Annotated in this window: 12 protein-coding genes; 7 read left to right on the top strand and 5 right to left on the bottom strand. The window is 63.7% G+C overall.

Annotated features, from left to right (window positions below; all coding sequences use genetic code 11):
- Positions 1-13 precede the first annotated feature (13 nt).
- From IPV69_RS21600 to IPV69_RS21610, 3 genes are all read right to left on the bottom strand, one after another.
- Positions 14-769: an OmpH family outer membrane protein gene (locus tag IPV69_RS21600; RefSeq protein ID WP_206291798.1), complete on the bottom strand. Its 756-nt coding sequence runs from the start codon at positions 767-769 to the stop codon at positions 14-16.
- A 486-nt stretch (positions 770-1255) separates the two neighbouring features.
- The gene (gene mqnE, locus IPV69_RS21605; RefSeq protein ID WP_206291799.1) at positions 1256-2434 is read right to left on the bottom strand and encodes an aminofutalosine synthase MqnE; all 1179 of its coding nucleotides are present in this window, start codon (positions 2432-2434) and stop codon (positions 1256-1258) included.
- Between the two features lie 178 nt (positions 2435-2612).
- Positions 2613-3101, bottom strand: a complete 489-nt coding sequence (locus IPV69_RS21610) for a hypothetical protein (protein WP_206291800.1) — start codon at positions 3099-3101, stop codon at positions 2613-2615.
- A 314-nt stretch (positions 3102-3415) separates the two neighbouring features.
- Between IPV69_RS21610 and IPV69_RS21615 the strand changes: the two genes are divergently transcribed.
- Positions 3416-5017 (top strand): Gfo/Idh/MocA family protein, encoded by a 1602-nt coding sequence (locus IPV69_RS21615; protein WP_206291801.1) that lies wholly within the window; start codon positions 3416-3418, stop codon positions 5015-5017.
- 128 nt (positions 5018-5145) lie between these two features.
- On the opposite strand, the gene IPV69_RS21620 is transcribed toward IPV69_RS21615, so the two are convergent.
- A complete protein-coding gene (locus IPV69_RS21620) occupies positions 5146-5931 on the bottom strand; it encodes a hypothetical protein (RefSeq protein WP_206291802.1) in 786 nt (261 codons plus the stop codon).
- 221 nt (positions 5932-6152) lie between these two features.
- Between IPV69_RS21620 and IPV69_RS21625 the strand changes: the two genes are divergently transcribed.
- A complete protein-coding gene (locus IPV69_RS21625) occupies positions 6153-6812 on the top strand; it encodes a hypothetical protein (RefSeq protein ID WP_206291803.1) in 660 nt (219 codons plus the stop codon).
- A gap of 88 nt (positions 6813-6900) precedes the next feature.
- Positions 6901-8169 carry a polysaccharide pyruvyl transferase family protein gene (locus IPV69_RS21630; protein ID WP_206291804.1) on the top strand — a complete coding sequence of 423 codons (1269 nt, stop codon included), beginning with the start codon at positions 6901-6903 and terminating at the stop codon, positions 8167-8169.
- 66 nt (positions 8170-8235) lie between these two features.
- Here the strand turns inward: IPV69_RS21630 and IPV69_RS21635 are convergent, their stop codons facing one another.
- A complete protein-coding gene (locus IPV69_RS21635) occupies positions 8236-10764 on the bottom strand; it encodes a vWA domain-containing protein (protein WP_206291805.1) in 2529 nt (842 codons plus the stop codon).
- A 316-nt stretch (positions 10765-11080) separates the two neighbouring features.
- Between IPV69_RS21635 and IPV69_RS21640 the strand changes: the two genes are divergently transcribed.
- The 4 genes from IPV69_RS21640 to IPV69_RS21655 all read left to right on the top strand — a co-directional run bounded on the left by IPV69_RS21640 (position 11081) and on the right by IPV69_RS21655 (position 13642).
- Positions 11081-12070 carry a hypothetical protein gene (locus IPV69_RS21640; RefSeq protein WP_206291806.1) on the top strand — a complete coding sequence of 330 codons (990 nt, stop codon included), beginning with the start codon at positions 11081-11083 and terminating at the stop codon, positions 12068-12070.
- A gap of 174 nt (positions 12071-12244) precedes the next feature.
- The gene (locus IPV69_RS21645; protein ID WP_206291807.1) at positions 12245-13036 is read left to right on the top strand and encodes a 3-ketoacyl-ACP reductase; all 792 of its coding nucleotides are present in this window, start codon (positions 12245-12247) and stop codon (positions 13034-13036) included.
- Between the two features lie 37 nt (positions 13037-13073).
- The gene (locus IPV69_RS21650; protein ID WP_206291808.1) at positions 13074-13343 is read left to right on the top strand and encodes a hypothetical protein; all 270 of its coding nucleotides are present in this window, start codon (positions 13074-13076) and stop codon (positions 13341-13343) included.
- A complete protein-coding gene (locus IPV69_RS21655) occupies positions 13340-13642 on the top strand; it encodes a type II toxin-antitoxin system HicB family antitoxin (protein WP_206291809.1) in 303 nt (100 codons plus the stop codon). The genes IPV69_RS21650 and IPV69_RS21655 overlap by 4 nt, the downstream gene beginning before the upstream one ends.
- Positions 13643-13661 lie beyond the last annotated feature (19 nt).

Here is a 13661-nt window from a genome sequence, read left to right on the forward strand (position 1 = left end):
TCCTCGGACGGCGTTACTTGGCCGAGGCCCGGGTTGCCGGAGCGGCAGCGGCGGGGGCCGTGGCCGGGGCGGCTTCGCCAAGGTTGATCGTCGGCAACTGCATCGTCGGCATCGACGGGTACGTGATCTTCGGCATGTTCGCACGGACGGCGTCGGTCACCTTGTCGGTGATGTCCACCGACGCGGCGTTGTGGAAGATCGCGTCGTTCTTCAGCAGCACCAGGGTCATGCCCTGCGCCTCGGCTACCTGACGCACGATCGGCTGCGTCGCCTTGCGGTAGCTCGTCAGGATTTCAACCCGACGCTGCTGCAACAGCTTGCCGGCGTACTGGTCGGCACCCTGGATGTACTGCTGGCGGTTCTGAAGCACGATCGCCAGCGTCTGCAACTGCTCCTTCGTCAGCGGGAGCTTGTCGAGGTTGACGTCCTTGTTCAGGTCGTCGGCCTGCTGCGTGCTGAGCTTGGCGCTCTTGATCAGCTCGGCCTTGTGCTGCTTCACCTTGTCCAGCACTTCGTTGGCGAACGAGGTGACCAGGCGGGTGAGCTCTTGCTTGGCGGTTTCGTTGTCCTTGTTGATCTCGGCGTTCCAGTTGACGGCATCGGCGACCTTGTCGAGGTCAACCACACCGGCCACGCCACTGTTGCCACCGGAAGCGGCGGCGGTGGTGGTGGTCGTCTTGTCGCAACCGATGGAGGCGAACATTCCGCCGAAGGCAAAAATCGCGACGGCACCGAAGCGAACGAAGCGGGAAAGGTTCCTGTTCTTCACGATGAGATTCCTCGTCTGGGCTTGAAAGGACTTGCAGTGGTGGGGCGACCGCGTCGCCCGGGGCTAAACTCTCAGGCGGGCGACGCAAATGCACCGCTCGCCGTGAGCCTCGTTAACACGGTGTATCCCATGAATTGCCCGGACGCAAGCCGAGTGGCCCCGGCCTTACAGAATGCGAAACTTATGGGACCCCGTGAAATCCAACGCCCTGAACGACTCTGACCACGCCGATGGGAAGCCGCTTGAAGTCCGATTTCAACACGAAGGGCACGAAGAGCACAAAGGGCACGAAGAAGACAAATAATGTGCCGTTTTCGACGGCTGCTCTGCTTAACAGTTGTTTCTTCGTATCCCGTCTTTCTTCGTGACATTCCTGGCTTCGTGCTCTTCGTGTTGAAATCGACTACCTGAGCGATTCGATCGGCGGATCCATCGGCGTGTCTTGCCCGTGCTGCACGTCATCGACAAATCGACCGGAGATACGGCCTACCCCACCGGCACAAGCTGTTCCGCCGCCGCGGCGGCGGCCGATTCCCGCCGAATGGGCCGGTAGAGCGTGTCGCGCTCGACGGGCGTTCGGCCGGCCTCGCGGATCAGGCGTTTAAGGTCTGACACGTGCATTTCCTGGTGCGTCGGCCGCTGTTGCTCCCCTTCGCGCTTGGTGATGTCATACCAGACCACCGTGCCGTCGAGGTCGTCGCAGCCCCACGAAAGGGCAATCTGCGACAGCCCGACACCCTGCATGATCCAGAACGCCTTGATATGGCTCACGTTGTCCAGCATCAGCCGGGCGATCGCCAGGGTCTTGAGGTCGGTCAGCCCGGTGTTGCCGGGGAGGTAGCCGAGTTCGCTCTGCTCGGGGGCGAAGCTGAGCGGGATCATGCAGTTGAAGGCCGCCTTCGCCTGTTTGCCTTGCATTGCGGCGAGAGATTCCGCCTGCAACTCCCTCAACTTCAACAAATGTCCCACGCGCTCGGCAGGGGTCTCAACGTGGCCATAGAGCATGGTGGCGTTGGAGAAGATGCCCAGGCTATGGGCCGTGCGGTGGACGTCGAACCACTTGTCGGCGCGAACCTTGCCTTTGAAGATCTCATCGTGCACGCGGTCGTCGAAGATCTCGGCGCCGCCGCCGGGCAGGCTGCCCAGGCCGGCTTCGCGCAGCGCGACCAGCACTTCGCTCACACTCTGACGGCTGATCCGGCTGAAGTGGATGATCTCAATCGCCGTGAACGCCTTAATGTGCAGTTGCGGGCATTCCTTGCGAACGCCGCGGAGCATGTCGAGGTAGTAGTCGAACTTCAGCCAGGGGTGCAGCCCACCGACAATGTGGACTTCCGTCGCGCCGCTGTCGGCGGCCTGGCGGGCGATATGGATCACCTGCTCGATCGGCATCTCGTACGCGCCCTCTTCGCCGCGCTTGCGATAGAACGAGCAGAACTTGCAGGACAGGGCACAGACGTTGGTGTAGTTGATGTGCCGGTTGCGGTTGTAGTAGGTGTTGTCGCCGTGCAGCCGTTCGCGGGCATGGTTGGCCAGCCGGCCGACGCCGTGCAGGTCGCGGGTGGCATAGAGGGCCAAGCCGTCCTCGAACGACAAGGGTTCGGCGGCGGCGACTTTCTCGGCGATCGGGAGCAGACCGGGATCGGAAACGCGCGGCAGTGACATATCGCCACGAGTATACGGGAGGGGTGGCGGGGGTTCTATTTGAGTCTGAAGGTTTTGAAAATCGCGTGTTGATCCGAGCGGCATCACGCCGCGACCACCCACCGCGATCCGAACGCCTACCGCGCCGCGGTGGGGCCCACGGCAGCGCCGTGGGCGTGTCAGACTACGACGCGGGCCCTTAGTCGATCGCGCCGGACTGCGTCCCCTTCGCCGGCACGCCGCCTTCGGGCTTGGGGGCGTACTTGGCCTTGGGGCGGTCGCTGTCGTTGGGGCGGATGACGACGATCTCAGGCGGGTGCAGGTCGGCGCCGGTCGAACGGTAGCTGCTGACGACGGGTGTGCCATCCTGAAGCGACGTCACGCGGTAGAGCATCGGGCCGCTGCCCGAGGGCACCTGTTCGACGGCGACGATCGGCGACGACGGGTTGTCTCGGGTAAACGAGGCCTGCACCCCCGCCGGCAGGTGGTCGATTGCGGGGTAGGTGAACGCATCGGCCTCAGCGACGGGGGCCATGACGGTCGGCTGAGTCGCCGGCGGGGTGTAGCCGCGGGCCATTCGCTTGCTGGGCCACTCGTTACGGAAGGTGCTGCAGCCAATGGAACCGGCGACCAGCGCCGAGGCGCAAACACCCAGAACCCCGACCCGTGCAAGGCGGCTGAAACGCATGGCGACACCTCGTGAGAGCGACAACCGGACTGAAGACCGCCCGTCCTGAGCGGTGTGCTGCAGAATGTAGCAGCCGGGAGGGCCGGGGGACAGCGGAAAGTTGGGGAGAGGATGGACGATTGAAGATCGAGGATCGCCAAAGCTGTAACGCTCCGCCATCCGCGATCCTCAATCCTCCATCTTCGATCCTCAATCTTCCCGCGATCGCCTCACAACTTTACCCATTCACACTTTTTTCTCTCAACAACTCGCCCCCATCCTTGTTAACATAAGGCACGTCGCCTCCTGTCATTTCTTCCCAACCAGCAGGATCTATGAACCAACCGATTTCTCGTCGCAAAGTCATCCAGGCATCGGCCGCCGTCGCGGCCGCCGGATACTTCGGATTTTCCGCCCGCTCGTACGGCAACATCATCGGTGCCAACAACGACGTTCGCGTCGGCGTGATCGGCTTCAAGAGCCGGGGCAACAGCCATATCGACGCCTGGACGAAGCTCAAGGGTGTTCGGCTGGTGGCGTTGTGCGACGCGGACAAGGACGTGCTGGGCAAGACCCTGGCCCGCCTCGAAGGTGGCAAGAAGGCGACGCCGAGCACCAAGCCGTCATCCGCGACCAAGCCCGTCGCCAAGGCCGACCGCAAAGAGATGCAGGGCAAGCCCGAAGAGGCCGCCGCCCCGACCACCAAGCCGGCGACCAAGATCGAAGGCTACGCCGACCTTCGCAAGATGCTCGATAACAAGGATATCGATGCCATCTCCACCGCCACCCCGAACCACTGGCACTCGCTGATCGTGGTCTGGGGCTGTCAGGCCGGCAAAGACGTGTACGTCGAGAAGCCGATCTCGCACAACGTCTGGGAAGGCCGCCAGGCCGTCGCCGCCGCCCGCAAATACAACAGGATCGTCCAGGCCGGCACACAGGCCCGCGCCAATGACGCCCTGGGCGCCGCTTACAAGTGGATCCAGGAAGGCGGCATGGGCAAGATCAAGGTCGCCCGCGGCCTGTGCTACAAGCGCCGAGCCACGATCGGGCTGACCGAAGGCCCGCAGGAAGTCCCCGCCAGCGTCGATTACGACCTGTGGTCCGGCCCGGCCGCCAAGGAAGCCCCGCACCGCAAGCAGTTCCACTACGACTGGCACTGGCAGTGGGCCTACGGCAACGGCGACCTGGGCAACCAGGGCATCCACCAGATGGACACCGCCCGCTGGGCCCTGGGCAAGAACACCCTCGCCCCCAGCGTCCTGAGCATCGGCGGCCGCTTCGGCTACAAGGACGACGGCGAAACCCCCAACTCCCAGATCGTCATCCAGGACTACGGCGACAGCCTGCTCATCTTCGAAGTCCGCGGCCTGCCCAAGGAATCCGGCTCGGGCCTCATGGACAAGTACCGCGGCCAGTCCGTCGGCACGGTCGTCGAATGCGAAGGCGGCTACCTGACCGACCAGGGCTACACCTCCAGCCCGATGGCGTACGACTACAGCGGCAAGCTGATCAAGAAGTTCACCATGTCGAAGGAGAAGGACGACCCGGCCATGAAGTCCGACCACTTCGGCAACTGGATCGCCGCCGTCCGCAGCCGCAAGCAGGAAGACCTCAACGCCGACATCCTCGAAGGGCACCTGTCCAGCGCCCTGTGCCACACCGGCAACATCTCGTACCGGCTGGGCGAGAAGGTCAAGAGCAAGGAAATCCGCGAAGTCCTGAAGGACAACCCGGCCGCGCTCGAAACCTTCAGCCGCTTCCGCGATCACCTCGAGGACAACGAGGTCTCGCTGATGTCCGACAACGCAGTGCTGGGCGCCGCACTGACGATGGACGTCAAGACCGAGAAGTTCACCGGCGACAACGCCGAGAAGGCCAACAAGTTCCTGACCCGCGAATACCGCAAGCCGTTCGTGGTTCCGGAATCGGTGTAAGCCGCCAGAGCCGCTACTGAAACAGGGCGGTGGAGATACGAACCGGCAAGGGCGTCGCGTCATGCGGCGCCCTTGCTGCGTTAAAGCGTCCTGTGTGGCACGTGTAGATGTTCTGAGATGAGCGCCACTTAGCCGACCCGCTGTCGAAACGCGGCGACAACGAGCAGGCCCGGCCAGGCGTTCCATTCGTGGTGGACTACATTGACCATTCGTTTGCCCTCGGCCATCACCTCGATCTTGCCGCTCCCGGAGTTTAGTTCAGCCGATTCGATGGAGGCCCATGGAACTTCCTTTCCACTCGCAACGAAACGGATACCCCGAGGGGTCAGAACCATCTCTGGGGTCCATCGGACTTCCGCGCCATCGGAGACCTTCTGGAAGATCCGTTCTGCGATGGGCTTCTGAATCAACTCCTTGATTATGGCTCCGTTCTCCCAATTGGGTGCCGTGTCACCGGGACGCACATTGGCTGTGGCCCAGGAGATCTCAGGTTCGACGGTATCTGTAGGGGATTTCAGCATTCGGAGCCCGAACGACATTGCTCGATAATTGTGATCGATCGCCATGCAATACTGCATTGATGCAACCGTATCGTATGGAACAATCTGCTTGCCCTCCCTCGAATGGAACACGACGCCACGCTCGTAAAACCAAATCTCGCGATTACCCTTGGCCAACAACGCTGCGCCGGCGGTCAAGCAAAGCACGCCGACGATAACGCCGCCTATTAACGGACCGGGCTGAGATGACCCTTTCTCTCCGTAAACGGCTAGGTAGAGGGTAAAGCCCAAGAGGATGGCGACAGGGCCGCTGATCAGACACCAGATCGCCACTTTTTTGGCGTTGATACGATCATGCAGGAGCAAACGACCGAACTGGTGCTCCGTGTCTTCACTTTGCGTTATCGTCTTCATCGCCGTCTCCCGTAGATATGTCCCATCTGCGCGTTTTTCCCCAGACGGGGCCCTGTATTGGCAAGGCTAACGCGTGCGAGAAATTGCTTCAACAAGGCTCTTACAATGCTCGCCGTTTCATGGCAGTGACTTAAGTGACAGGAGATGGAGAGCCCGTCCTGCGGTATCACTGCAGGGTTATCCCAGGCGGTTTTGCCCCCTCATTCAAATCATAACTGCGTATGCGAAGAATCTGCGACCAACTGCTAGGCAAAGACCACCTAGCTCGGGCCGTCGATGTCAATGGAAAGCAGATCGTCGCCTACGTCTCCAGAAAGCCATACAAAGTTTCGACGGCAACCGCGAAAGCAAAGGGGCTTCAAGAGATTGCCCGAAGGTCGCGCGTGGCCCTTTTTGCGGGGGTTTTAGATGACCTGCAACTTCGCCCGCGAGGGAGCACCGTTTGGCTGATCGCTATACCGGGCGTCACCGCACCCCAACTGGCGGACATTGTCGGGGTCGGCGTCTCTTCCGAAGAAGGTGTCAATTCACCCGACGCCATTCGACACATCATAGAGCTCTATCCCGACGGGCCCATGGCGAGAATGGTGAAGTCGGGATTGCTTACAATAGAGCAGCTCGCAGATCCCCAGCCGGACGGTCAGCGACAGCAGATGCGTAATCTGTTTCGGGGGATCCACAAGCGGGCTCCGTTTGAGATCATTTACGCCGATCGCAAGGGATGCCTCGTATGTTTTCTTGACAAAGTTTCAGCACGCGCCGCCAAGTGGATCGAACGGCAAGTCAATGAGGTGAACCCCGAGGCCGACGATGTTACGGAGTTCGGTTCGGTGAGTAGGGACATTTCACGAAAGGGTGAGCTGCGACTCTGGTGGGATTGAGTGGTCGGCGGATGTCGCGGCGTAACGCGACAGTCAACCGCTACATCCGCCGTTGCACGCCTCAAGCCCCGCCCCGTATCCTTTCACCATGCTCACCCGCCGCACCTTCCTCAAAGCGTCCGGACTTGCCCTCGGTGCCGCCACTTTGCCGCTGCGCGCCGTCACCCCCAAGCTGCAGAAGACCGTCCTGCTGCAATGCGGCTGGGCGACCAAGAACATCGGCGACATCGGGCATACCCCCGGCACGCTGCGCTTTCTCGAACAGCACATTCCCCAGGCAAAACTGATCCTCTGGGCCGCCAACACCAACAAGGCGGTCGATGAGATGCTGATGAAGCGCTTCCCCAAGCTGGAGATCGTCAAAGGGTCGATCGCCGGCAAGGACGGCGTGGTCGCCGATGCCATCAAGCGGTCCGACTTCTTCTTGCGCGGGCCGGGGATGGGCCAGAGCACCGATTTCATGATCCACTGCGGCAAGACCGGCAAGCCGTGGGGCCTTCAGGGCCAGTCCTACTTCCCCGACATGGTCACCGGTCCCGGCGGGGCGGAGCGCATCGCGCTGCTCAACCAGGCCGCGTTCATCTACTGCCGCGACTCCAAGACCCTCAAGATGCTTCAGGAGGTTGGCGTCAAACCGCCGGTGCTCGAGTGGGGCCCCGACGGCTGCTTCGGCATCGACGTCCGCGACGAAGACCGCGCGCTCGCCCGGATGAAGAAGCACGGCTTGGAACCCAAAAAGTTCATCACGATCCAGCTCCGCACGCATTCCCCTTCCATCCCCGGCGTGGACGACAACCGACCGCAGAAGCTCAACCCACTCCACCCCACGCCGCAGAACATCGCCGACGACACGCGGCGAGCGAAGGTCTACCAGGACCTGATCGCGATGTGGGTGAAGCAGACCGGCTGGAAGGTGGTCATCGCGCCGGAGGTGAACAAGGAGATGGAGTACAACAAGAAGTTCATCTACGACCCGCTGCCCGACGACCTGAAGAAGCACGTGGTCAACTTCGACGAGTTCTGGAACGCCGACGAGGCCTGCTCGTTCTACGCCCGCGCGCACACCGTCATCTGCCACGAGCCGCACACGCCGATCATGGCGCTGGCGGTCGGCACGCCGATGATGCACACGTTCTCCGAGTTCCACTCGCCCAAGTGCTGGATGTTCAAGGACATCGGCCTGGCGGACTGGGCCCCCGAGTTCGACGCCACGCCGGCCGAGAAGATGTTCGAAATCCTCATGGGCATCCACAAGGATTACCCCGCCGCCGAGGCGAAGGTGAAGAAGGCGATGGCGTTCGTCGAGGCGCGGGCGGCGGCGCAGATGGGTGTACTCAAGGGCGTCATCGGGGCCTGAAACAACGGCACGTCGCCGACCTCCAACCGCGCCGGGCAGATCGCCGAAAGTCCGCAGTCTTCGGCGCTATCGCGCCGGGATTCCCTTCTTGGGCGTCTTGTCGCCGCCGTTGGGAATATAGAACAGGCGCTGCTCGGTCAGCGGCTGCTTGAGCAGTTGCCACACAACGCCTGCCACCGGCTTGACGCGGGGGGCAAACTCGGGATTGACGGCATCGGCCAGGACCTGCGACATGAGCCACTCCCCGGCCTCGGCCAGCTCGTCGGTGTTCACCACTTTCGGCAGATAGGTGCCGTTCGGCACCGCACGGGGTTCGGGCATGGTCCCGACGCCGCGCGCCGCGGCACGGATCGGCAGCGGCGACTTGTGCAGCAGGTAGAACCACCGCGAGCTTCCGTTCGCGATGGTGGCAAGCTTGTCGAACGCCGACAGGTCCGGGGCCTCGTGGCCGGTGCGGGTCTTGATCGCGTACAGGCGGAAGCCGCGGTCCGCCGCCATCTTCACGAGCCGCTCGCAGTCGCTCTGCGTATTGGCATGCGGCGGCGCGTCGCCGATCACCACGACAGCCCGCTTGCCCGCCGCCGGGTAGTTCCCCTTGTCGAAGTTGTCGGCCAGGCCTTCGCGAACGGCCTCGGGCCCGTCCTCGCCGCCCTGCGCCTCGGCGGTCGAGAACCAGTTCCCCAGCTTCTGCAGATTGCCGGTCGTCGGCAGTGTCTTGGCGACAAACTGGTCCGCCACATCGCGATAGAACGTGCAGTTGACCGCCGGCTCCAACGCGACCAGGCGGATGGCATCGGCGATTCGCTTGAGGTCGCGTCGTACCCACAACAGCGCCGGCCCCATCGATCCGGTCGTATCCACCACCAGCCCGAGCGTGAACGGTTGCAGTCCCGGCGACCGCAGCTCCAGATCGCGCCGCCAGGAGGGATCCTTCGGGTCCACGGACTGGCTCATGTCCACAGTGGGGACGAACTGCCCGCGCAGCTTTCGCCAGGCACCGGGCTCCATCGTGGTGCGTGGCCGCCACGCCGGCCGGGTTGATCGCCACCAAGCTTCGTATTCGCCGGGCGTGACGTCCATCATCCTGGCCGAGGCGAGTTCGAGATTCCGGTAGTGCGACCAGGTCACCTCGCACCCCAGCCGGTGCAGGACCGCTTCGACGCGTTCCATCTCTTCATACTTGCGGAGGCGCGGCATCATCAGATCGACGATCGTCGGGTCGCCCCAGGCCCGCAGCGTTTCGGCCACCTCGAACAGGACGACATCGTCGTCCGGATCCAGCGTGTTGCACTCGTCCAGCGTGCGCAGGAGGAACTCGCGCGCCGCCCGATCCGGCGGCCGGAGCGCTAAAACCTGCAGCAGCGGCACCCGCAGCGTGCCCGCAAACGCCCTGGCGTTGACCAGCGGCGTCGTGAGATCGAGCCACTTCCTGAACTCCGTTTCGGTCATGCCGTTGGCCCGCGCCAGCAGGCATTGCCACGCGACCATCTTCACCGTCACGTCCCGCTCGGACTGCAGGACCTCCAGCAGTTTGGCGGTCGCGTCGGCCCGCGGAATGCGGGCGATGCAGACGAGCGTCATCGAGCGGCCGAGCCGTTCGCGCGTCTTGATCAACAGCCCGTCGTACTGCTTCATCAGGTAGTCGAGCAGGGCCTGGCCTTCCTGGTTCCGCCTGGCGATCTGCTCGGGTGTCAACGAAGGCGTCGTGGGGGCGGTCGTCTGTGGCGTCGCAGGCGGCGGAGTCGTTGGCGCGGGGATGGGGCCAGGATTAGCGCCGGGACCGGGACCGGCAGCCGGTGGCGTCGGCGGGCGAGCCGGCTGATTGCCGCCGGCGGCGACCGGTGTGGATGGCGGATTCGGCGGGACCACCGGGACGAGTGTCGGCGGCTGTCCGCCGGCGGGTGCGCCGCCCGCGAGTTGCGCCGTCACCGCATTCAGATAAGCAAGCGTATCGCGGTCGGCCGGCGACAGCTTCGACGGGTCCGTGTTGTACAGAACCGCCGCCCGGCACCGCACGATGATCACACCGATGAGCTTCGTGTCGGGCGACGTACGGCGCAGAAGCGAGCGGACCTGCGACTTCAGAAACACGGCGGCGACTTTGGAATCGCCCACATCCACGTCCGGCGGAAGATTGCCGGCGACCCCGGCGAACTTCGGATCGACAACCAGCTCTCGCCGGGCACCCAGCGAGCCCCAGCGCGTGCCGGGCCCGCCGCGAATACCCACCAGGCCGCCCGACCCCTTCGGCGGAACCAGAAGCTGGAGCATGCTGTTGGGCGCGGCAACGATCGTTCCCGGGCGATTGGGGTCGTCCGACGGACCGACCACCTTGTGCTGCTTCACGCCGCCGAACCACCGCTCCTCCCAGGTGTCGTCCGCGATCTGCGTCCAGATGCGCGGCGACCCGTCGGAGGGGAACTCACACCAGAACCGCTCGCCACCTGCAGGTTGCTGCACCGGTTGCGGCTGCGCCGGTTGAGGCTGTGCCGGCCGCGGCTGCGCGGGTTCAGGCTGCACCAGTCGGGGCTGCGCAGAAGCGGCCAGATTAAAAACTAAAACGCCCAGGAGTGTGAACGCCAGTCGAGACCCCATGCCAGCCTCCGAACCTGCAGAAAGTGACGTGATCCACCGGCATCCCGAGAAGCCCAACGCCGGATTGGCGACGAATTGTAACGCCGCCCGCATCAACTCACCAGCATTCCCCGACGGCAGCGAGGGCCGGGGCGTACAACCAGACGCGATCACATAGCTCCTGCCGAAGATTCTTCTTGTACGACGGCTTCGTATCCGTACAATATACTAACATTATGGCCAGCGGTGCGCGGGTGGTCAACCTGAAAATCGGGTGCCCGGCACGTCGGCCGGGGTGGTCAATCTGGGCGGCCGAGCGGCCGCGAAAGGGGTTCTTATGCAATCGTTCGAAACAGCGTTCGACCCGTCGTGCGGGGCGGCAACGATCGCGACGCCCGTTGCGGCGGCTGCCGATGGCTGCACTGCCGATGCGCCTCGGCGGACGCGGGCCGAGCAATCGCGGATCAACGGCGCCAAGTCGCGCGGGCCGACGACCGACGCCGGTAAATCGGTCGCGGCGCAGAATGCCTGGAAGCACGGTTTACGCGCCCGAGGGCAGTTGCTCCCGGATGAAGACCCCGCGGTGTTCGACGCGTTTGTCGCGTCGTTTCGCGACGATCTGCAAGCCGTCGGCCCGTGCCAGGTGATGCTCGCCGAGCGCGTCGCGGAAATGGCGTGGAAGCTTCAACGCATGCCGGTCGTGCGGTCGGCGGTGCTCTGCTCGCGGCGCGACAAGAAGTGCGCCGACGACGGCGGGTTCGGCGGAATGGACACCCTCGGCGACGTCATCTTCGAACTGCAACGGGCCGACGCCAACGGCGGGATCGTCATGCTGCTGCAACGGTACGAAGCCCAGATCGAGCGGTCGATGCAGGCGGCGCTGCGCGAGCTGCGGATTCTGCAAGGCGGAACGCGCAACCGTGGAGCCCTGCATGGGCAGAATGATCCGACGGCAGACGGAGTGCCAGGCGTGACGACGGCGACAGAACCTGCGCCGGCGACCGCCCGATCCGTCGACCCGGTGCCGGGTGACCGGGAAGATCCGTCGGCGGCTGAATCTCGGGTTCGTTTGGCGGAATCGCACGGGGTCGCGACCGCGGCCGTCGATCCAGACGCTTCCGTCGATTCCGTTCCCTCCGTCGTCGCCGGAGTTGCAACGCTTGTAAACCCAGTCGCGCCGACCGGTTCGGCGACCTTCCACCCCGACGACCTGCTGCCGGCGGATGCCGGTTCTCGGGTTCGTTCGGCGGAAGGGTTGCGCGGCCGGACGGCTCCGGTTCGGTGCGACCACTACGGCAAGGGACGCTCCGCTGCGCGTCGCGGCTAACCGTTCCATCGCGACGCTAAACAGAGCAATCGGTTAGCCGCGACGCGAAGCGGAGCGCGGGACGCGAGCAAAGCGCGTGCGGTCTTGGGGTGCGCTTGTCTTTAGGTTCCCGCGAGAACAACGTCTTCGTCCAACGCTTGCACTTGTCGTATCGCGCCATACCCTTCGGCAACGATGTCACTTTCTCCTGTCATTCTCGTTACCGGTGCCAGCCGCGGCCTGGGCCGTGGGATCTCCGAAGAGCTTGCCCGGACCGGCCATTCGGTCGCGATTCACTACGCCAGCAATCGCGCCGCTGCCGACGAAACGCTCGCCGCGTGCCGTGCCGTCGCGACGTCGCCCCTGCAGCAGTTCGTCCTCGTCCAGGGGGACGTCAGCAAGGCCGACGACCGCCGGGCGATCTTCGATGGGACGATCGCAGCATTCGGCCGGATCGACGGCCTGATCAACAACGCCGGCATCGCGCCGCGTGTGCGGGCCGATCTGCTTGACGTCACCGAGGAAAGCTACCGCGAGGTCAACGGCATCAACCTCGACGGGCCGTTCTTCCTCTCGCAATTGGCCGCCAAGTGGTGGCTCGCCCACCCCGGCGAAAGCCGACTGCCCGGCGGGTACAAGCTGATCTTCATCTCGTCGCTGTCGGCGTACGCGATCAGCGTGAACCGCGGCGAGTACTGCGTCTCCAAGGCCGGCCTGGCGATGACCACTCAACTCTTCGCCGCCCGATTGGCCGAGCACGGCATCCAGGTGCTGGAACTGCGCCCCGGCATCATGGCGACCGACATGACCGCGGGCGTGAAAGACAAGTACGACAAGATGCTCGCGGATGGCCTGGTCCCGCAGAAGCGGTGGGGCACCGGTGCCGATGTCGGCATGGCGGTGCGGGCGATCTTTCAGGGGTTGTTCCCGTTCACCACCGGGGATGTGATCAACATCGACGGCGGGTTTCATCTGCGGCGGCTTTGAGATTGCCATGAAGCCGAATTAAGTGTACACTTAATTCATGTACGAGTTCCGCTGGATCGATTGGAACGTCGATCACATCGACGAACATCAGGTGTCGCCGAGAGAAGCGGAATATGTCGTGAATCACTCCCGACGGCCTTGGCCGAAGATCATTGAGGATCAGAAGCGGATCGTTTGGGGACAGACCGACGCGGGCCGGATGTTGCAGGTGGTCTACGTGCTCGACCCGGACGGTACGGTATTCGTGATTCATGCGATGGAGTTGCCGTCGGGTAGGAAGAGGCAGTACCGCAGGAGAAGACAATGAGCAAAAAGAAGATCTGGTACTCCAAGCTGCCGCCGGCGGAACTTGAGAAGTTGGCCGCAGGACTTAGCGGGCCCGTCGATCCGGCCAGGATGAAGCCGTTGACGGCGACTCAGCAACGAGAAGAGTCGCGTGCCCGTCGAAAGGCGGGCCGGCCGCGCGTTGGAGCGGGCGCCGAGAAGCTCCGTGTGAGCATGGAACGGACACTGCTCAAGCGGGTTGATGCATATGCCCGAAAGAAGGGCGTCAGCCGTTCGGAGTTGATCGCCGAGTCGTTAAAAAGGACGATCGGCGCGGCGTAGTGCCGCAGTCCCGCCAAGT

Origin of the sequence: Humisphaera borealis (assembly GCF_015169395.1) — a bacterium.
GTDB lineage: Bacteria > Planctomycetota > Phycisphaerae > Tepidisphaerales > Tepidisphaeraceae > Humisphaera > Humisphaera borealis.